We start from the raw sequence: 18,683 nt of genomic DNA on the forward strand, positions 1-18,683 counted from the left end.
TTTTAAGGAGCATCCCATGAAAAAAACAGCACTCACTGCCGCATTCACGGCCGCCGCTCTGACCCTCAGCAGCCTGGCATTCGCCCAGGGCAACTCGGGTGGTCGTGGCGACCAGGAGCTGCCCCGGCATGGCAAACCGCCCAGCCACTCCAACGCCCGCCCGGGCGAGCACAACCAGCGGCCCGGCCCGCAGCGCATGGAGACACAGCAACACAACGGCCCCGGCCAGGCGCAATCGCGCGGCGCAGGGCCGGACCATCGCTTCCACAAGGGGGGCCGTTTGCCGGCCGAATACCGCAACCGCCAGTACGTGGTGGACGACTGGCGTGGTCACCACCTGCATGCGCCACCGCGCGGATACCACTGGGTGCAGACCGGCGGCGACTATGTGCTGGTGGCCATCACCACCGGCATCATTGCGCAGATCATGTTGGGTAACTTCTAAGCTCTGACCAGACCATGGCATCCATGAAAAAGCCGCTCTCGGGAGCGGCTTTTTTCGTTCTGCAGCAACCGACTCAACGCCCTTGGCGCTTGCGCGAATCGGGCTCGACAAACTTGCGCAACAGCCGCAGCAGCTCCTCGCGCTCCCCTGCCTCCAAGCCCCCAAGCAACGTGGACTGCATCTGCGCCATGCCCGCCACCAGGGTGCCCAGCAAGGCCGCGCCTGCCGGCGTGAGCGCCAGGCTGCGCTGGCCGCGGGCCAGCACGGCGCGGGTGATCCAGCCTTTGGTTTCCAGCCGCGCGGCGATGTCGGCGGTGGTGGATGTGTCCAGCGCCACCTCCAGCGCCAGCGTGCTCTGGTCTATGCCCGGCTTGTCCTGCAGCACCCGCATCAGCGCGTACTGCACGGGCGTAACTTCACGGCCCAGATGCTCATGGAAACTGGCCACCGATATCTGGTGGGCGCGGCGGATCAGATGGCCGGGTTGGTCTTGCAGTCCGATCAGGGTGGGTTCAGGCATGTGTCACAAATCCAGCACTAAAAGAGCTGATTTTGACCGAGAGCAGCAGGGGGTGAACTGGTCGTTGGCAGCCTGCTCTTCCGGTGTCAGGTACATGTCCTTGTGGTCGGGCTCGCCCTCCAGCACACGGGTCAGGCAGGTGCCGCACACGCCTTGCTCGCAGGACATGGGAATCTCCACCCCGGCCAGTGCCAGCGCCTTGGCCACGGTCTGGTCGGCGGCGATGCGTACCACCCGGCCCGAGCTGGCCAGCTTGACGTCGAAGCTGGCATCGTCATCCGACTTGACCACCTCGGCCGAAAAGAATTCGTAATGCAACTGGGTCTCCGGCCAGCCGCTGGCGCGCGCCGTTTGCAACACCGCGTCCATGAAGCCCTTGGGCCCGCAAACATAAAGGTGCACACCCGGCTGCGGCTCGGCCAGCAGATCGGGCAGCGACAGCTTTTGCACACTGGCGCCATCGTCGAAATGAAAATGCACCTGGGATGCAAAACCCGATGCACGGATGCGCTCGTAAAACGCAGTGCGCTCCTGCGAACGGCTGCAGTAGTGCATCTCGAACGGCGCGGCGCTGGCGGCCAGGCGTTCGGCCATGCACAGAATCGGCGTGATGCCTATGCCGCCGGCCAGCAGCAGGCTGCGGCTGGCAGCGTGCGCCAACGGGAAGTGGTTCTTGGGCGCACTGATCTGCAGCACATCGCCCTCCTGCACCGCGTCGTGCATCGCCTGCGAGCCGCCGCGCGATGCCGGGTCGCGCAGCACGCCGATCAGGTAGCGGTGGGTTTCGCTGGCGTCGTTGCACAGCGAATACTGGCGCGTCAACCCGCCGGGCAGATGCACATCCACATGCGAACCGGCCGAAAAGCCCGGCAGCGCCGCGCCGTCGGTGGCGACCAGCTCATAGCTGCAGATGTCCAGCGCTTCCTGCGACTTGCGCGCCACGCGGACGCTGATCTTGGCCGAGTTCATGCTGTCACCTGCGGTGCTTCGGCAGCCAGCAAGCGCTCTATCACCTTGCGCGACTGCACGCCGCCGGAGTCGATGTTCAGCATCAGCAGCTTGCGGCTAGGGTGGGCCAGCAGGTTGCGCTGCTGCTTCTCCAGCATCTCCAAGTCTTCGCTGAAGATCTTGCCTTGGCCTTCGCGGATACTGGCGGTCAGTTCGGCGTCATCGGGTTTGAAGTTGCGGGCCATGCCCCAGAAGTACCAGATCGAGGTCTCGGTCTCAGGCGTGATGAAGTCGACCACGATGGAAGATGCCTTGTGCTGGGCCGGCGCGTCGTAGCCGCCGTGGCCTGCATGGGCCACGCCGACCTCGATCATCACGTGGCTGGGCGGGGTAAAGCGGCAGATCTGCCAGCGGTCCACCGGCACATCGTCGGCCAGGCCATTGCCGCGCAGCGCCATGCGCCAGAACGGCGGTGCAAAGATGTTTTCCATGTGCCGGCTGGTCACCACCTCATCGCCGTGGACCTCGGTTTTGGTAGGCGTCTCGTCGATCTCCTTCTGGCCGATGCTCGAAGCATGCACATAGGTTTCGTGTGTCAGGTCCATCAGGTTGTCAACCATCAGCCGGTAGTCGCAATTGATGTGGAACAGGCCGCCGCCATAGGCCCAGGTGGGGTTCTCGGCCCACTCCAGGTGGTGCAGCTTGCTTTCATCGGCCTGGGCGATGTCGCCGGGCCAGACCCAGATGAAGCCGTAGCGCTCGATGGCGGCAAACGCGCGGATCGCCGGGAAGCCGCGCACCCGCTGGCCGGGCATGGCCACGGTCTTGCCGTCGCAACCCATTTCCAGACCGTGGTAGCCGCAGACCAGCTTGCCGTCTTCCACCTTGCCCAGCGACAGCGGCGCGCCGCGGTGCGGGCAGAAGTCCTCTAGCGCGGTGACCTTGCCTTCGGGTCCACGGTAGAACACCATGGACTCGCCGCAGATCTTGCGGCCCAGGGGCTTGTCTTGGATGTCATCGGGGGTGCAGGCGACGTACCAGGCGTTTTTAGGGAACATGGCGGATTGCTTCCATCGTTGGCTGCATGTTTGGAGAGGATGCATCGCCTGCAGCACGGTTTGACGATCAGCATCCTGAATGTAGATTCAGTATACGGATCGTTGGCTCGCTTAAAACCTAGCAATTACCCTAGGATCTCGAAATTGGGGAGGTAAAGTTCAGGCCAGGGCCTGGGTGAGAAATTGGGGTTAAATCAGGCTCTAGCGCTTATTCTGCCTGCGCTAGCAGCTATCAAAACTATAGTTTTCACCCACCGGCATTGCACCGGTGGGTAACCGAACGGCGCTTACACCTTGAAGGTATCGACCGAAGCCTGCAGCTGCTCGACCTGGGTCGCCATAGACGCGGCGGCGGCGGCAGTTTCCTCGACCAGCGATGCGTTTTGCTGGGTCACTGCCTCCAGCTGCACCACGGCCTGGTTCACGTGTTCGATACCGGTGCTTTGCTGCGCCGAGGCATCGGCCATTTCGGACAGCACAGCCGTGACCTGCTGCACCGCCTGCACGATTTCCTGCATGGTGCGACCGGCCAGGTCGACGCGCTGCGCGCCGCTTTCCACCTGCTGTACCGAGTCGCCGATCAGGCCCTTGATCTCCTTGGCGGCATCGGCGCTGCGCTGCGCCAGGGTGCGCACCTCGCTGGCCACCACCGCAAAGCCACGGCCTTGCTCGCCTGCGCGGGCGGCTTCCACCGCAGCGTTCAGCGCCAGGATATTGGTCTGGAAGGCAATGCCTTCGATGACCTCGATGATGTCGACAATCTTCTTCGAGCTGCGGCTGATGGCGTCCATGGTCTCGACCACTTCGCCCACCGCATCACCACCGCGCTGGGCGATCTTGGACGCATTGGCGGCCAGGCCGTTGGCCACCTGCTCGCGCTGGGCGTTCTGCCGCACGGTGGCGGTCAGCTGCTCCATGCTGGCCGCGGTTTCTTCCAGCGACGAAGCCTGGGTTTCGGTACGCGCCGACAGGTCGGCATTGCCGGCGGCGATTTCTTTGGAGGCCAACAGGATCGATCCGGTGGAATCCTTGATGCTGGTGACCAGCTCGGTCAGCTTGTCCTCCATGTCGCCCATGGAGTTCAACAGCTTGCCAAATTCGCCGCCCCGGTTGCTCTCAAAATCCTGGCTCAAGTCGCCCGACGCCACGGTGTCGGCGATCAACAGGGCTTCTTGTAGCGGGCCGGAAATACTGTTGCCGAGCAAAATGGCGATAGTGGCACCCAGCACCACCGTCACGCCGCCCAGGGCCACCAACAGCGTGGTAGTGGACGAGATGTAGGCGTCCTGGGCTGCCGCATCTTTTTGCAGCTGCTGCTTCTGCAGATCCACCATCTCGTTCACCGTGGCCGCGGCCGCGCTCTTCGCCAGGCCGTCTTGCAATGTCCGGCGGTTCATTTGCGCAAGCTCACCAAAGCGCAGCGTGGCCACCGTAACGATCACCACCAACAGAGCGAGCACCAGCGCGAAGCCGAGGTTCAGGCGCGTGGACACTTTCATGTTTGAGAAAAACGGCATTTTTAGATTTCCAAAAATTGATGACGCAGTGTAACTAATTGCAACACATTGACAGCTAGCTGTCGGTCCACGCAACACGGGCTAAATCAAGTTCCGCATCGCCTGGGCGGTCTCGCGCAACACCGGCAGCACGCGGGCCACTGCATCCTGCGCGGCTTCGTGCCCCATCGGCATGGTAACGCTGAGAGCCGCCACTGCGTCGCCGTTGCGGTCGCGCAACGGTACCGCAACCCCCCGATAGTTCAGCTCCAGCTGCTGTTCCGACACCGCCCAGCCCTGGCTGCGGATGTGCAGCAAGGTGGTGCGCAGGCTCTCCCGGTCGGTGATGGTGTGGGTGGTGAAGGTTTTGAGTTCGCGCTCGGCCAGCCACAGCTCGCGCTCGGCGGCATTGCGCTCGGCCAGCAGCAGCAAGCCGGCGGCCGTTACCTGCGCCGGCACCCGCCCGCCCAGCACATAGCCGGTGCTCATGGCCCGCACCGGGCCGTTGCGGGCGATGTAGACGATGTCGTCGCCGTCCAACACGCTCAGGTAGGCGACCTCCAGGGTGCCGGCGGTGACGCGCTGCAGGTAGGGCTGGACGATGCGCGGCAGCCGGGCCGACTCCAGAAAGCTCTGCCCCAGGCGCAGCACCCGCGGCGTCAGCCAGAACAGCTTGCCGTCGGTAGACACATAGCCCAGGTGCGCCAGAGTCAGCAGGTAGCGGCGCGCGGCGGTGCGCGTCAGGCCGCAGCGCTGGGCGGCCTGGGTGGCGTTCATGCGCGGATTGGCTTCGTCAAAAGCCTCCAGCAGGCCCAGGCCTTTCTCCAGGCCGGCGATCCAGTCGCGGCGCTCCAGTTGCCCTTCGCTGCTGTGCTTTGAAACCATATGTAAACCCTAATTTCGGTCGATTATCGCGCTTTACCGTTCACTAATCGCGCATTCGTGTGCGCGGCTTGCTGCCATTGCCGAAGCCAGCCTCTACATTTCACTCCGAAATTCACTGCCATCGCCGCCATGCCCACCACCTCTTCCACTGCTCCCGTACACGCCATCGACGGCCACACCGCGGTGTACCTGATCATTGGCGACCCGGTGGAGCAGGTGCAAGCCCCCACCAGCTTCAACCGGATTTTTGCGCTGCTGGGCATCAACGCGGTGCTGGTACCGGTGCGTGTCGCGCCGGCCAATCTGCAGGCCTTCGTCAACACCGTGTTCCGCGCCTCCAATATCCAGGGCCTGTGGGTCACCATTCCGCACAAGGCGCCGCTGCTGGACTGGATGGACAGCAGCACCGACCTGGCCCGCATGGCCGGCGCCGTCAACGCGGTGCGGCGTACCGCAAGCGGCCATATCGAAGGCGGCCTGTTTGACGGCGAGGGTTTTGTCGCCAGCCTCGGCTACTTTCAAATTGCCTATGCCGCCAAACGAGTGCTGATCCTGGGTGCCGGCGGTGCCGCTGCTGCGATAGCCGCCTCACTGGCACTGGCCGGCGCACAAGCACCGGCCGAGATCGCCTTCTACGACCCCACACCCGGCCGTGCCGAGCAGGCTGCGGCCCGCATCCGCCAAGGCTCGCCAGTGGCCGCACAGGCCGTAGGCAGCAACGACCCGGCGGGCTTCGACCTGGTGGTCAACGCCACCCCACTGGGCTTGAAATCCAGCGACCCCCTGCCCTGCGATGTGGCCCGCATGGAGCCGCATGCGGCGCTGGTCGACATCCTGATGAAGAACCAACCCACGCCGGTGGTGCGCGCTGCTCGCGCCCGCGGCCTGGTGGCCGAGCCAGGGTTTGAAATGATGATCCAGCAAACCCATTGCTATCTGGACTTCTTCGGCTTCCACGATGCGGCCCAGCGGTTGCGCGAAGACGCAGATTTTTTGCGCGAACTGATCTATCCGGCCGAGCTGCAAGGTGAAATCCGCCGCCAGATGCCGTAAGCTTTGTAACGCACTCTTTTCCTCACCTTATCTACAACCAGGAGACACATCCATGCAGACCCCCTCTTCTAAGCGCTTCGCTCTTAAATTCGTAGCTGCTTGCGCAATTGCAGCCAGCGCTGGCGGTGCATTTGCCCAAGCCACCATCAAGATCGCCAACATCGTTGAGCTGTCCGGCGGCGGCGCCACTGCAGGCACCAACTTCAAGAACGGCGTAGAGCTGGCGGTGAAGGAAATCAATGCCGACGGCGGCGTGCTGGGTAAGAAGTTTGAGACCATCACCACCGACACCCAAAGCAACCCCGGCGTAGCCAAGGGCTTGACGCAAAAGGCCGTGGACAACGAGGTGTTCGCCATCTTTGGCCCGGTGTTCTCCGGCTCCATCATGGTCAGCATGGCCGAAAGCCGTAAGGCCGAGATCCCCAACTTCACCGGCGGCGAAGCAGCCAGCATCACCAAGGCCGGCAACCCCTACATCTTCCGCACCAGCTTCACGCAAGAAACCGCCATGCCCAAGGTGGCGCGCTACATCAACGAAGTGACCAAGGCCAAGACCCTGGCCATCATTTACGTGAACAACGACTTCGGCAAGGGCGGCCTGGATTCGATCAAGAAAGCCCTGGCCGGCACCGACACCAAGATCGTGGCGGAAATCTCCAGCGACAGCGGCCAAGTCGACTTCTCGGCGCCGGTGCTGAAGGCCAAGCAAAGCAATGCCGACGCACTGTTTGCCTACTCCAACGAAGAAGAGTCGGCCCGCATCCTGCGCGAACTGCGCAAGCAAGGCTGGACCAAGCCCATCATCGGCGAAACCACGCTGACCGGCCAAAAGGTGATTGACCTGGCCGGCGAAGCCGCCAACGGTGCGATTGCCCACGTCGGCCTGACGGTGGATGCGCCCATCCCCTCGATCCGCGCCTTCCGCGCCAAGTTTGAGAAGGCCTACAACTACGTGTCCGACCACAACGGCATGAAGGGCTACAGCGGCGTGTATGCGCTGAAGGCAGCCATCGAAAAAGCCGGCAAGCTGGACCGCAAGGCCGTGGCCGCCGCGATGCACGGCCTGAAGGTCACCACCGACAAATACCCCGGCATTCTGATGAATGTCGAGTTCGACAAGAACGGTGACCTGGACCGCGAGAGCTTCATGGTCGAAGTGAAGAACGGCAAGCAGGAAGTGATCGCCACCGTGCCGCCGCTGAACGCCGGCAACGTCAACGTCAAGACGCCGGCCGCGAAGAAGTAAAGGCCCAGCGCGCCCTCCCTCTCCCCCGCGAGGGAGAGGGCATTACCCAGCACCCCGCCACAGCTGTGGCGACCTGCGACATCTCCAGGAGACCCTCCCGTGACCGACTTCCTCCAACTCTTCTTCAGTGGCCTGGCCACCGGAGGCATCTACGCGCTGGCCGCGCTGGGCTTCACGCTCTTGTGGCAGGCCGCAGGCACCATCAACTTCGCCCAGGGCGAGTTCGTGATGCTGCCGGCCTTCATGATGCTGGCCTTTGTCAGCATGGGTGCGCCCTTCCTGGTCAGCTTTTTGCTGACCTGCATACTGGCCACCGCCGTGCTCGGCTGGGCCTTCAAGCGCGGCATCGTTGATCCGCTGTTCAAGTTCGGCATGATGCCCATCGTGGTGGCCACCATTGGCCTGTCGATCTTCATGCGCAACGGCATGCGCGCCGGCTACAGCGCCGAAGCCCACCCCTTCCCCAGCCTGTTTGCCGACAAGCTGTTCAACATTGCCGGTGTCACCATCACCCTGGCCGACGTCGGCACCCTGGTGCTGGCCCTGCTGCTAGTGTTCGCCACCCAGGCCTTCCTGGCCAAGACCATCACCGGCCGCGCGATGCAGGCCGTGGCGCAGAACACCGAGAGCGCCAGCGTGCTGGGCATCAACGTGCCGCGCATGATCTTCTACACCTTTGCCATCAACGCGGTGCTGGCCTGCGCGGCCGCGGTGCTGGTCACCCCCACCTACCTGGCCAAGTTCGACATGGGCGAATCGCTGGGCAACAAAGCCTTCTTCGCGGCCATCATCGGTGGCTTCAACAACTCGCGCGGCGCCCTGCTGGGCGGGCTGATCGTCGGCGTTTGCGAGAACCTGGCGGCCGCCTACATCTCGCCGGCCTACAAGGACGCGGTGGCGCTAGTGATCTTCATGGTGGTGATCCTGTTCAAACCCCAAGGCTTGCTGGGCCGTAAAGAAGAGCGCAAGGTCTGACCATGAAAAAATCCACTCTCATTTCCATAGCAGTCGCCGCAGTATTTCTGTGTGCTACACCGCTGTTTCTTAAAAATTACGGGATCTACCTGCTGACCACCTGGCTGATCTTCGTGCTCGCCACCATGGGCCTGAACCTGACCGTCGGCTACGCCGGCCAGAAGTCGCTGGGCCATGCCGCCTTCTTCGGCATTGGGGCCTACACCATGGCCTTGCTGCTGAAGGCCGGCTTCAGCTGGTGGCTGGGCATTCCGGCCGCTGCCGCGCTGTGCTTCGCCGTCGGCCTGGTGCTGGGCTTCCCGGCGCTGCGGGTGCAGACCATCTACCTGGCCTTCGCCACGCTGGGTTTCAACACCGCGGTCTGGCTGGTGATGCGCAACGAGGAATGGCTGACCGGCGGCACCTTCGGCATCAACGACATCGCCCGCCCGGCCTTCGCCAATGCCAACCTGGTGTACTACTACGTGGTGCTGGCGTTTACCGTGGCCCTGGGCCTGCTGCTGTGGGGCCTGCTGCGCTCGCCCTGGGGCAAGGCCTTTACCGCGCTGCGCGACAACCCGATCCGGGCCGAGAGCCTGGGCATCAGCATCCGCAGCTACACCTTGCTGTCGTTCGCCATCGGCGCCGCCTATGCAGGCGTGGCCGGCGCGCTGTTTGCGTCGCTGGTGCAGTTCATCGAACCGGCACCGTTTGCCGTCGGCGCCTCCATCATGATGTACCTGATGGTGGTGGTAGGCGGGCCCGGCTACTTCCTCGGCCCGGTGGTGGGTGCGGCGGTCGGCGTGGTGGTGCCCGAGTGGCTGCGCGACGTGCCCGGCGTGTCCGACTGGTATTTGCCGCTGTTCGGCGCGGCCGTGGTGTTCCTGATGGTCTGGCTGCCCGACGGGCTGCTGAGCCTGCCGGACCGCATGAAGGCCAAGAAACAATCCAAAGAAGCCAGCGCCGCCCGCGCTGCAGCGGGAGCCAAACCATGAGCCAGTCCCTGTTAAAAGTCACCGACCTGAAGAAGGCCTACGGCGCGATCCAGGCCGTGGGCGGCGTCAGCTTCGAAGTCCAGCCGGGTGAGATCTTCGGCGTGATCGGCCCCAACGGTTCGGGCAAGACCACGCTGTTCAACAGCATGCTGGGCCAGATCACGCCGGACACCGGCAAGATCGAACTGAATGGCGAAGACGTAACCCAATGCGGCCCACTGGAGCTGAACCGCAAGGGCGTGGGTCGCACCTTCCAGACGCTGCAGGTGTTTGGCAAGATGACGGTGCGCGACAACCTGATCGTCGCCGCGCAGGAGCACAAGGGAACTATGTTCGGCCGCATGTTCGCGCCTGGCGACTCGGGCCTGGGCGGCAAGGCCGACGCGCTGATCAAGCGCTTCCGCATCGAGCACGTGGCCGACAAAAAGGCCGGCGAGCTCAGCTACGGCCAGCAGAAGCTGGTCGACATCGCCATGGCCTTCATGAGCGAGCCCGACCTGGTGCTGCTGGACGAACCCTGCGCGGGCGTGAACCCCAGCCTGGTCGGCGGCATCTCGACCCTGCTGAAAGATCTGAACCGCAACCCCGCCAGCGGCAAGAAGAGCAGCTTCGTGGTGATCGAGCACAACATGGACTTTGTGATGGACCTGTGCCACCGCATCATGGTGATGGTCGAAGGCAAGGTGATGGCCATCGGCACGCCGGCGGAAATCCGTGGCAACAAGCAGGTGCTGGACGCCTACCTCGGAGCATAAAAATGAGCGATACCTGCATTGAATTCAACGACGTAGTGGCCGGCTACAAGGACTTCATGATCCTGAACAACCTGAGCTTCAAGGCCCAGACCGGCTCCATCACCCTGCTACTCGGCCCGAACGGCGCGGGCAAATCGACGGTGCTGAAAACCCTGTTCGGCCTGCTCAAACCCCGCCAGGGCACGATCAAGCTGTACGGCGAGAGCGTGGTCGGCCTGACGCAAAAAGATTTGCTGGCCAAGGGCATTGCCTTCGTGCCGCAGGGCCGCAACCTGTTCGGCCAGCTGACGGTGTGGCAGAACCTGGAACTGGGTGGCATCACCATCGGCAAAGAGCTGACGCACCAGCGCATCCCTGAGGTGCTGGAGTTCTTCCCCCGCGTCAAACAGCGCATGAACAGCATGGCCTCGGCCCTGTCGGGTGGCGAGCAGAAGCAGCTGGAAATCGGCCGCGCCCTGCTGCTGCGCCCCAAGGTGATCCTGATCGACGAGCCCAGCATCGGCCTGTCGCCGATGGTGGTCGGTGACGTGTTCAAGCTCTTGCGCAAGCTGGCCGACCAGGGTACGACGGTGCTGATGGTCGAGCAGAACGTGAAGAGCGCGCTGAAGATCTCCGACGAAGCTATCGCGCTGGAATCGGGCCGCCTGGTGCTGCAAAAGCCGGCCTCCGAGCTGCTGGCCGATCCGCATATCGAGCGGCTGTTCCTGGGTGGCGCCCATGCTGCAAATGCGGCGCCGGCAGCGACCGTCTAGGAGCACGCGCATGTCTTCTTTGATGAACAGCATCCGCGGGCGATTGGGTTTGGCCTTTGCCGCGGTACTGGGCCTGATGGTGCTGGTGCTGGTATTGGGGCTGCTGCAACAGGAGCGGCTGGGCCGGGTGGCCTACCGCCTGGGCAATGAACTGGCCGCCACCGAGCGCGACGCTCTGCACTGGCGGGAAATCCTGGGCAACCAGGGTTTCAACGCCAGCTTGCTCATCGCCACGTCCGACCCCGCCAAGCAGCAGCCCCTGCGCACGCAGATTGAAGCAGACATCAAAGTCATCGACGGGCTGGTCGCACGCTATGCCAAAGGCCCGGCAGAAGAAGACAGCGACCGTGCCTTGCTGTCGCAACTGGCCGCCGCCCACCCTGTCTACAAAGCCGCCATGAATGACGTACTGCAGGCGGTGGACAGCGGCTCCAGCGATTTCTCGCGGTCCGAATTTCACGACAAATACGCGCCGGCCCTGATCGGCTACCAGAAAGTTCTTGGCCAATGGGCGCAGCGCCAGCAGGCCCTGATGGACGAAGGCGTGCAGGCGGTTGAAGCCGGGCAGACCCAGGCCCGCAGCGTGCTGGTCAGCATTGGCGTATTGGCCTGCGCCATCGGCGCCGTGCTGGCCTGGTCGATTTCGCGCAGCCTGGGTATCGCCGCCGGCGAAGCCGTGCGCGTAGCCAATGCCGTCGCCGAAGGCAACTTGGTGGTGCGAGCCCAGCCGGTCAAATCGTTCGGCGAAATGACCCAGCTACTGGCTGCGCTGCAGCACATGCAACACAATCTGGTGGAGGTGGTGTCGACCGTGCGCTCGGGCTCGGAAGGCGTGGCCACCGCCAGCTCGGAGATTGCCCAGGGCAACCACGATCTGTCGGCCCGTACCGAACAGCAAGCCAGCGCGCTGCAGCAAACCGCCGCGTCTATGGAAGAGCTGAGCGACAACGTGAAACAGAATGCTGCCAACGCCAGCCAGGCCAACCAGTTGGCCCTGGACGCGTCCAAAGTGGCCGGCCAGGGTGGCGCGGTCGTCGGCGAAGTGGTCGAGACCATGAAACGCATCAACGAGTCGTCCCGGCAGATTTCCGACATCATCAGCGTCATCGACGGGATTTCGTTCCAGACCAATATCCTGGCCTTGAATGCCGCAGTCGAAGCCGCCCGCGCTGGCGAGCAAGGCCGCGGCTTTGCGGTGGTGGCCAGCGAAGTCCGCAGCCTGGCGCAACGCAGCGCCACCGCGGCCAAAGAGATCAAGACCCTGATCGACGCCAGCGTGCAGCGCGTCGAGCAAGGCAATGCGCTGGTAGACCGCGCCGGCAGCACCATGGCCCAGGTGGTGGCCGCCATCAAGCGCGTCACCGACATCATGCTGGAGATCAGCACCGCCAGCCACGAGCAGTCCTCGGGCGTGGCCCAGGTGGGCGACGCGATTTCGCAGATCGACCAGGCGACGCAACAGAATGCCGCCCTGGTGGAGCAAATGGCCGCCGCCGCATCCAGCCTGCGGACTCTGGCCGAAGAACAAGTGCATGCGGTATCGGCCTTCCGTCTGGGCGACACCGTCCACGCCGCCCACGCCGCGCAGAGCCCCACCCGGACATTGGCCAGCCCGCGTTTGCAGGGCATTCCAATGTCGGTATAAACCATGCAAGGCCAGCCCATGGATGTTCAACCCGGCCAGCACGCAGATGCCTGCCGACCCGTATATTTACAGCCGTTTCGGACTGCAGCGCATGCTGCACCTGCACCAGCAGCTATTTAATTAGGAGTACTTGATACATGAGCGACCTACTCGTCAACCCCAGCCGCGAGCCCTTGCAGGCCTCCTTCAGCGACGCTGCCAACCCATTGGGGCTGGACGGCATCGAGTTCATCGAATACGCCACGCCCAAGCCCCAGGCGTTGGGCCAGGTGCTGGAGATGATGGGTTTCAAGCCCGTGGCCCGGCACCGTTCGCGCGAGGTGCAGCTGTACCGCCAGGGCGACTTGAACATCGTGGTCAACGGCCACCCCAGCGACGCCCAGGGCGCCGGCCATGGCAGCGAGTCGCCGACCATCTCGGCCATCGCGCTGCGGGTGCGGGATGCGCGCGCCGCCTACCACTATGTGCGTGAGCGCGGCGCCTGGGAGGTGCCGACCCACGCCGAGGTGATGGAGCTGAACATCCCCGCCATCCACGGCGCTGGCGGCAGCCGCATCTACTTTGTGGACCGCTACAAGGAATTCTCGATCTACGACGTGGACTTCATCCCAATCCCCTCGGTCAACCAGAAGCCCGCGGCCACCGCCGGCCTGCACTTCTTCGGCGTGGTGCAGTACATCGGCCCCGAGCGCAGCTACGACTGGATCGAGTTCTACAACGCCTTGTTCGGCATGGCGCTGATCCCCGACGAAGAGCGCTTCGGCATCATGCCCAAGGGCACGCTGCTGCGCAGCCCGGCGCTGGAAGCCGCCAACAGCTTCATGCTGCAGCTGATCGAGCCCGAGCTGAACGTGATCGACACCGACGAGCGCCTGCAGCGTATCGGCCTGGGCGTGCCCGATGTGCTGGCCGCCGTGGCCGAGCTGCGCAAGCTGGGCGTGGAGTTTGTGGAAACCCAGGTCACGCACACCGAAAGCCGCGGTGCCATCACCAAAACTTACCTGGGCTCCGTCGTGTTTGAACTCGTGCACAGCGAGAAAGCAGCATGAAAGACCACGCCATCCAAGGCTTCGGCATGGACACCATCACCCTGGCCGGGCCGTTGAAAGCCAAGCTCAAGGCCATGGTCGATGCCGGCTTTACCCAGGTGATGCTGAAGGCCAACGACATCGTCGGCCACCCCGACGGCATCGAAGCGGCGGTCGCCGAAGTCAAGGCCAGCGGCCTGCGCGGCACCGGCTTCCAGGTGCTGCGCGACTTCGAGGGCCTGAGCGGCCATCTGCACGACTACAAGATCGACATTGCCAAGGCCATGCTGCAGATGTGCGCGGCGCTGGACTGCAAAGTGTTGCTGGCCTGCTCGTCCACGTCGGCCCACGCCACGCAGGACCTGGACCACATCGCCCGTGACCTGCGCAAGCTGGCGATGCTGGCTGTGCCCTACGGCATCCGCATCGCTTACGAGGGCTTGTCGTGGGGCCGCACCATCAACGAGTTCACCACCGCCTGGGACGTGGTCTGCCGCGCCGACTGCCCCAACCTGGGCATGGGCATCGACTCTTACCATATCTTCGCCGCCAAGACCGCACTGGACGAGATCGACTACCTGGACCCGAGCAAGATCTTCCTGGTGCAGCTGGCCGACTTCATGTGGCAAGAGACCCGCACTTTCGAAGAGCGCATGAACACCGCCCGCACCTTCCGCGTGTTCCCCGGCGAGGGCGTGCACAGCGAGCAATTGGTCGACCTGGTGCTGCGGCTCGACAAGCTGGGCTACCGCGGCGACTACAGCTTTGAAGTGTTCAACGACGACTATGTGAACCTGCCGCTGCCGGTGGTCGCCGCCCGCGCCCGCAAGAGCGCGCTGTGGCTGAGCGAAGACGTGCTGCGCCGTTCCACGCCGCTGCCCAACGACATGCGCTTGAAGCAGCGCTAAGCCATTCCCCTCTCCCAGTCCCGGGAGAGGGTCGGGCTGCAGGTATATTGCTAGCCCGCCCCACTTTCGCCTTTCCCCCGTGCCTACTCCTGAAATTGCGCAGCTGCGCGCCCGCGCCACCCAGCACCACACGCCCTGTGGCGACGGCAGCATCGTCTGGCATGTCTGGGGCCAGGCATCTGCCCTGCCGCCGCTGTTGCTGCTGCACGGCGGCAGCGGCAGCTGGACCCACTGGCTGCGCAACATCGATGCGCTGGTCGACGCCGGCCGCCAGGTCTGGGTGCCCGATCTGCCAGGCTTTGGCGACTCGGCCCTGCCCACCGGTGGCAGCGATGCCGACGCCCTGCCCGTGCCGCTGGAGGCCGGCCTGCAGCAACTGCTGGGCGCACGCGCGGTGGACCTGGTGGGCTTCTCGTTCGGCGGCATGGTTGGCGGCTTCCTCGCCGAAGCCTATCCGGCGCAGGTGGCCCGCCTGGTGCTGGTCGGCGCGCCGGCGCTGGGCATGGTGGAGCGCAACACGGTGCGGCTCAAGGCCTGGCGCCATCTGCCCAACCCCGCAGACCAAGCCCTGCGGCACCAGCACAACCTGGCCGCGCTGATGCTGCTGGACCCGCAAGGCATCGACGCGCCCACCCTGGCCTTGCACACCGCCAACGTGTTCCGTGACCGCATCCCTGGCCGCCGGCTGTCGTACACCGATGTGCTGTCGCGCGCCTTGCAACAGGTGCGCTGCCCGGTGTGGGCGATCTACGGCCGCCAGGACGCGCTGTACCTGGGCCAACTGGATGCACTGGCCGCCGCGCTGCAGGCAGCGCCCACCTTCCAGTCGCTGCAGCTGCTGGACCAGGCCGGCCACTGGGTGCAGTACGAGCAGGCGGCAGCCTTCAACACCGCCCTGCTGGCCGTGCTGGCGGCGTCCTGAATCTCCTACACTCGCCGCCATGTCCGAGACCGTCCAAGCCCCCAAACCCGAACCCCGCACCAACGACCCCGAGCGCACCCGCGCCGACATCATGGCCGTGGCCAACCAGGAGTTCTCTGAAAAAGGCTTTGCCGGCGCCCGCATCGACCTGATCGCCGAGGCCACGCGCACCAGCAAGCGCATGATCTACTACTATTTTGGTAGCAAGGAGGGCTTGTACCTGGCGGTGCTGGAAGAAGCCTACCGACGCATCCGGCACATCGAGTCAACCCTGCACCTGGAAGACCTGCCGCCCGAGCAAGCCCTGCGCACCCTGGTGGCCTTTACCGTCGACTACCAGCGCGAAAACCCAGACTTCATCCGCCTGGTGATGAACGAAAACATGCTGCGTGGCAAGTTCCTGGCGCAGAGCCGCAGCATCCAGGACCTGAACGTGCCCGCCATCCTGGCCGTGGATGCCGTCTACCGCCGCGGCGTGGCAGCCGGCGTGTTCCGCCCCGGCCTGGACCCGGTAGACCTGCACATGTCGATCAGCGCCATGAGCTTCTTCAACGTGTCGAACAGCCACACCTTTGCGCTGATCTTCAAGCGCGACATGGACAGCCCCGCAGCCATCGCCCAGCGCCGCGAGAACGTGGTGGAGATGCTGCTGCGCTATGTGCTGGCAGCCCCTAAAAATTAGAAGCGGTACTTGGCCGTCAGCAGCACGCTGCGCTCGGCACCGCGGAAGTAGCTGCCATAGGCGTGGCCACTGTAGTACTGCTTGTCAAACAGATTGCTGACGTTGAGCGCCAAGCGCCACGGCCCGGTATCGAAGCGCACCGCCGCATCGGCCAGCGTATAGGCCGGCTCGGAGCCGGTATTGGCCGCGTCGTTCCAGCGCTTACCCACGTGACGCAGCCCGGCGCCGAAGCTCAGACCGCGCCAGCCTTCGCCGGCCACCGCGTAGTCGAGCCAGACCGAGGCGGTGCGCTCGGGCGTAAGGATAGGCGTCTTGCCGACTTCTGCAGGGTCAGCACTGCTGAGCACTTTCAAATCCAGCGCAGTGAATGCAGCCGTCAAGCGCAGCTGCGGCGACAGGCTGGCCTTGGCTTCGAGTTCCAGGCCGCGCGAGCGCAGCTTGCCGATCTGACGCGCCTCGTAGCTGGTCGGGTCGTAGGTGACCACATCGGTCTTCTCAAGGTTGAACACGGCGGCCGCAAACGACACCGGAGCTCCCTCGGGCAGGTACTTGACCCCGAGTTCCAGCTGGCGCCCCTGGCTGGGCTGAAAGGCCTTGCCGGCTGCGTCCACACCCACATTGGGTACAAAGGATTCGGCATAGCTGGCATAAGGTGCCCAGCCATTGCCGACCAGGTAGTTGACGCCGATGCGGGCGGTGGTGGCGCTGTCGGTCTGCAGAGTCTGCGCGGCGTTCAGCCGGTCAGCGTTGTCAGAGCGCACGCGGTCGTGCCGGGCGCCCAGGGTCAGCCCCCAGTGCGGACTGAGCCGGATCTGGTCTTGCGCGTACAGCCCCCATTGGGTGCTGGTGAGCTGGGTATCGGCGACCTGCGTGGTGGGCTCGGCGATGGCTATACCGTAGACCGGGTTATCCATGTCCAGCGGGGTAGTCATGTTCTGCGCACGACGCCAGGTGGCACGGCTGCGGTCCCAGTCCAGGCCGAACAGCAGGCCGTGCGCGACCGAGCCGGTATGCACCAGGCCTTGCACTGAGGTGTCGACAGCGGTTTCACGGACCGACTCCACGTCGTGGCGCGCCTGGCGCTCCAGAATGCTCGGGCTGGTGTCGAAGAACGACAGGATGTGGTGCTTATCCGATGTGCGGCGCGCGTAGCGCAGTTTCTGCTGCAGCCGCCAGCCCGCATCGAGCCGGTGCTCGAACTGGTAGCCGATGGAATCCGAGCCGGTCTTGATGCGGCTATAGCTGGGGTCACCCTCCTTGATCCTGCTCGGCAAGCCGTCGGCAGCGGTGACGAACTGCACGTCGTCCGATGCATCGTCGCGCAGGTACTCGGCCAGCACGGTCAGCGAGGTCTGGGCCGACGGCTGCCAGCGCAGCGACGGCGCCAGGTACTGGCGTTTCTGGTCCATGCGCACGCCGTTCGGGTACTGCTCCTGCGTGCCGTTGTCCAGCCCCACGCCGACCAGCCGGTAGAGCAACTTGCCATTGCCATCCAGCGCACCACCCACATCCACCGCCAGCTGCTGGCGGCCATAGCTGCCTAGCTGCAGCGCCACTTCGCGCACTGCATCGGCGCTGGGCGTCTTGCTGACCCGGTTGACCACCCCACCCACGTCGCCCTTGCCAAACAGGACCGACGACGGCCCGCGCAGCACTTCCAGACGCTCCAGGCCATAGACCTCGGTCTGCACGCCAAGGAAGGTGATACCCACGTTCTGCGCCAGACCATCACGGTAGCTGCTGGTGTACCAGCCGTCGAAGCCGCGCAAGATCACCCAGTCGAGCGCGCGCGAATCGAAGCCGTAAGGGTTGACGGTGACCGTAAGGGTTGACGGTGACCCCAGGGGTTTGCGCCAAACCATCGGTGAGCGTAATCACGCCCTTGTCTTCCAACTCCTGGGCGCCGATCACCGAGATCGACTGCGGTATCTCGACCAGCGGCGTGTCGGTCTTGGTGGCCGTGGCGCTGCGTTTGGCCACATAGCCTATGACCGGGCCGGTGGCGGTTTCGCGCTCGGCCGCCGCCGTCACGGTGACTGGCGGCAGCGTCACCGCCGCGTCTGCCGGCACACGCTCCAAGGTCAACGTGGCCCCGGCGCGCCGCAGCTGCAGGCCGGTGCCGCGCAGCAGCTCGGCCAGGGCTGCGGCCACATCGCGGCTGCCGTGCACTGCGTTGCCGCGCAAGCCCTGCACCAGCCCGGGCGCGAACACCAGCTGCGCCCCCGACTGGCGGCCAAACTGCGCAAGCGCATCGGCCAGCGGCTGGGCGGCAATCTCAAAGCTGGCGGTCTGCGCGTAGGCCTGCAGGCAGGCGCCGGCCAGCACGGCGGCGGCCAGGGCGTTGCGGGGGAAACGGATGCGTTGGTAGGTCATAAAAGGTGTCGCTGGAAG

Annotated in this window: 19 protein-coding genes; 12 read left to right on the forward strand and 7 right to left on the reverse strand. The window is 64.5% G+C overall.

The genetic code is table 11. From position 1 onward, the window contains the following. The first annotated feature begins 16 nt into the window (after nucleotides 1-16). Nucleotides 17-445 (forward strand): RcnB family protein, encoded by a 429-nt coding sequence (locus tag BLT66_RS02440; RefSeq protein WP_092755381.1) that lies wholly within the window; start codon nucleotides 17-19, stop codon nucleotides 443-445. A gap of 73 nt (nucleotides 446-518) precedes the next feature. Here BLT66_RS02440 and BLT66_RS02445 read toward each other — a convergent pair whose 3' ends face one another. From BLT66_RS02445 to BLT66_RS02465, 5 genes are all read right to left on the reverse strand, one after another. After that, complete coding sequence (locus tag BLT66_RS02445; RefSeq protein WP_092755383.1) at nucleotides 519-965, reverse strand: MarR family winged helix-turn-helix transcriptional regulator; 447 nt, start codon at nucleotides 963-965, stop codon at nucleotides 519-521. Between the two features lie 3 nt (nucleotides 966-968). Further along, a complete protein-coding gene (locus tag BLT66_RS02450) occupies nucleotides 969-1,934 on the reverse strand; it encodes a PDR/VanB family oxidoreductase (protein WP_092755385.1) in 966 nt (321 codons plus the stop codon). Next, nucleotides 1,931-2,971, reverse strand: coding sequence for an aromatic ring-hydroxylating dioxygenase subunit alpha (locus BLT66_RS02455; RefSeq protein ID WP_092755387.1), 1,041 nt, complete (start codon nucleotides 2,969-2,971; stop codon nucleotides 1,931-1,933). Before BLT66_RS02455 ends, BLT66_RS02450 begins: the two co-directional genes overlap by 4 nt. Nucleotides 2,972-3,258: 287 nt before the next feature. Next, entirely contained in the window at nucleotides 3,259-4,488 is a 1,230-nt protein-coding gene (locus tag BLT66_RS02460) for a methyl-accepting chemotaxis protein (protein WP_143029133.1), read from the reverse strand. Between the two features lie 81 nt (nucleotides 4,489-4,569). Then, nucleotides 4,570-5,352, reverse strand: a complete 783-nt coding sequence (locus tag BLT66_RS02465; protein WP_092755391.1) for an IclR family transcriptional regulator domain-containing protein — start codon at nucleotides 5,350-5,352, stop codon at nucleotides 4,570-4,572. A 129-nt stretch (nucleotides 5,353-5,481) separates the two neighbouring features. Here BLT66_RS02465 and BLT66_RS02470 point away from each other — a divergent pair, with 129 nt between their 5' ends. From BLT66_RS02470 to BLT66_RS02520, 11 genes are all read left to right on the forward strand, one after another. After that, on the forward strand, nucleotides 5,482-6,405 hold the full coding sequence (locus tag BLT66_RS02470; RefSeq protein WP_092755393.1) for a shikimate dehydrogenase family protein: 924 nt from the start codon (nucleotides 5,482-5,484) through the stop codon (nucleotides 6,403-6,405). A gap of 52 nt (nucleotides 6,406-6,457) precedes the next feature. After that, nucleotides 6,458-7,651, forward strand: a complete 1,194-nt coding sequence (locus BLT66_RS02475) for an ABC transporter substrate-binding protein (RefSeq protein WP_092755395.1) — start codon at nucleotides 6,458-6,460, stop codon at nucleotides 7,649-7,651. Between the two features lie 99 nt (nucleotides 7,652-7,750). Beyond that, nucleotides 7,751-8,626 carry a branched-chain amino acid ABC transporter permease gene (locus BLT66_RS02480; protein WP_092755397.1) on the forward strand — a complete coding sequence of 292 codons (876 nt, stop codon included), beginning with the start codon at nucleotides 7,751-7,753 and terminating at the stop codon, nucleotides 8,624-8,626. 2 nt (nucleotides 8,627-8,628) lie between these two features. Further along, complete coding sequence (locus BLT66_RS02485; RefSeq protein WP_092755399.1) at nucleotides 8,629-9,600, forward strand: branched-chain amino acid ABC transporter permease; 972 nt, start codon at nucleotides 8,629-8,631, stop codon at nucleotides 9,598-9,600. Then, a complete protein-coding gene (locus BLT66_RS02490; RefSeq protein ID WP_092755401.1) occupies nucleotides 9,597-10,355 on the forward strand; it encodes an ABC transporter ATP-binding protein in 759 nt (252 codons plus the stop codon). The genes BLT66_RS02485 and BLT66_RS02490 overlap by 4 nt, the downstream gene beginning before the upstream one ends. A 2-nt stretch (nucleotides 10,356-10,357) precedes the next feature. Next, nucleotides 10,358-11,107: an ABC transporter ATP-binding protein gene (locus BLT66_RS02495; RefSeq protein WP_092755403.1), complete on the forward strand. Its 750-nt coding sequence runs from the start codon at nucleotides 10,358-10,360 to the stop codon at nucleotides 11,105-11,107. A gap of 10 nt (nucleotides 11,108-11,117) precedes the next feature. Further along, nucleotides 11,118-12,752, forward strand: coding sequence for a methyl-accepting chemotaxis protein (locus BLT66_RS27360; RefSeq protein ID WP_218922547.1), 1,635 nt, complete (start codon nucleotides 11,118-11,120; stop codon nucleotides 12,750-12,752). A gap of 137 nt (nucleotides 12,753-12,889) precedes the next feature. After that, the gene (locus BLT66_RS02505; RefSeq protein WP_092755406.1) at nucleotides 12,890-13,801 is read left to right on the forward strand and encodes a 4-hydroxyphenylpyruvate dioxygenase; all 912 of its coding nucleotides are present in this window, start codon (nucleotides 12,890-12,892) and stop codon (nucleotides 13,799-13,801) included. Next, nucleotides 13,798-14,688, forward strand: coding sequence for a sugar phosphate isomerase/epimerase family protein (locus BLT66_RS02510; protein ID WP_092755408.1), 891 nt, complete (start codon nucleotides 13,798-13,800; stop codon nucleotides 14,686-14,688). The genes BLT66_RS02505 and BLT66_RS02510 overlap by 4 nt, the downstream gene beginning before the upstream one ends. A 79-nt stretch (nucleotides 14,689-14,767) precedes the next feature. Next, nucleotides 14,768-15,610, forward strand: a complete 843-nt coding sequence (locus BLT66_RS02515) for an alpha/beta fold hydrolase (protein ID WP_255406724.1) — start codon at nucleotides 14,768-14,770, stop codon at nucleotides 15,608-15,610. Nucleotides 15,611-15,629: 19 nt separating this feature from the next. Further along, complete coding sequence (locus tag BLT66_RS02520; RefSeq protein WP_092755410.1) at nucleotides 15,630-16,292, forward strand: TetR/AcrR family transcriptional regulator; 663 nt, start codon at nucleotides 15,630-15,632, stop codon at nucleotides 16,290-16,292. Here the strand turns inward: BLT66_RS02520 and BLT66_RS02525 are convergent. Both BLT66_RS02525 and BLT66_RS27035 read right to left on the reverse strand, forming a co-directional pair. Further along, a complete protein-coding gene (locus BLT66_RS02525) occupies nucleotides 16,289-18,067 on the reverse strand; it encodes a TonB-dependent siderophore receptor (RefSeq protein WP_255406807.1) in 1,779 nt (592 codons plus the stop codon). The two genes, BLT66_RS02520 and BLT66_RS02525, sit on opposite strands and share 4 nt — an antisense overlap. Next, nucleotides 18,021-18,665, reverse strand: coding sequence for an STN domain-containing protein (locus tag BLT66_RS27035; protein ID WP_255406725.1), 645 nt, complete (start codon nucleotides 18,663-18,665; stop codon nucleotides 18,021-18,023). Before BLT66_RS27035 ends, BLT66_RS02525 begins: the two co-directional genes overlap by 47 nt. Nucleotides 18,666-18,683 lie beyond the last annotated feature (18 nt).

It is taken from the genome of Rhodoferax sp. OV413 (genome assembly GCF_900104385.1).
In the GTDB taxonomy this organism is placed as follows: Bacteria; Pseudomonadota; Gammaproteobacteria; order Burkholderiales; family Burkholderiaceae_C; genus Rhodoferax_B.

Coding starts and splice junctions, on each gene's coding strand:
- BLT66_RS02475 (WP_092755395.1), top strand. CDS start 6,458: ATGCAGACCCCCTCTTCTAAGCGCTTCGCTCTTAAATTCGTAGCTGCT.
- BLT66_RS02505 (WP_092755406.1), top strand. CDS start 12,890: ATGAGCGACCTACTCGTCAACCCCAGCCGCGAGCCCTTGCAGGCCTCC.
- BLT66_RS02450 (WP_092755385.1), bottom strand. CDS start 1,934: ATGAACTCGGCCAAGATCAGCGTCCGCGTGGCGCGCAAGTCGCAGGAA.
- BLT66_RS02455 (WP_092755387.1), bottom strand. CDS start 2,971: ATGTTCCCTAAAAACGCCTGGTACGTCGCCTGCACCCCCGATGACATC.
- BLT66_RS02465 (WP_092755391.1), bottom strand. CDS start 5,352: ATGGTTTCAAAGCACAGCAGCGAAGGGCAACTGGAGCGCCGCGACTGG.
- BLT66_RS27035 (WP_255406725.1), bottom strand. CDS start 18,665: ATGACCTACCAACGCATCCGTTTCCCCCGCAACGCCCTGGCCGCCGCC.
- BLT66_RS02470 (WP_092755393.1), top strand. CDS start 5,482: ATGCCCACCACCTCTTCCACTGCTCCCGTACACGCCATCGACGGCCAC.
- BLT66_RS02510 (WP_092755408.1), top strand. CDS start 13,798: ATGAAAGACCACGCCATCCAAGGCTTCGGCATGGACACCATCACCCTG.
- BLT66_RS02490 (WP_092755401.1), top strand. CDS start 9,597: ATGAGCCAGTCCCTGTTAAAAGTCACCGACCTGAAGAAGGCCTACGGC.
- BLT66_RS02445 (WP_092755383.1), bottom strand. CDS start 965: ATGCCTGAACCCACCCTGATCGGACTGCAAGACCAACCCGGCCATCTG.
- BLT66_RS27360 (WP_218922547.1), top strand. CDS start 11,118: ATGTCTTCTTTGATGAACAGCATCCGCGGGCGATTGGGTTTGGCCTTT.
- BLT66_RS02440 (WP_092755381.1), top strand. CDS start 17: ATGAAAAAAACAGCACTCACTGCCGCATTCACGGCCGCCGCTCTGACC.
- BLT66_RS02520 (WP_092755410.1), top strand. CDS start 15,630: ATGTCCGAGACCGTCCAAGCCCCCAAACCCGAACCCCGCACCAACGAC.
- BLT66_RS02485 (WP_092755399.1), top strand. CDS start 8,629: ATGAAAAAATCCACTCTCATTTCCATAGCAGTCGCCGCAGTATTTCTG.
- BLT66_RS02495 (WP_092755403.1), top strand. CDS start 10,358: ATGAGCGATACCTGCATTGAATTCAACGACGTAGTGGCCGGCTACAAG.
- BLT66_RS02460 (WP_143029133.1), bottom strand. CDS start 4,488: ATGCCGTTTTTCTCAAACATGAAAGTGTCCACGCGCCTGAACCTCGGC.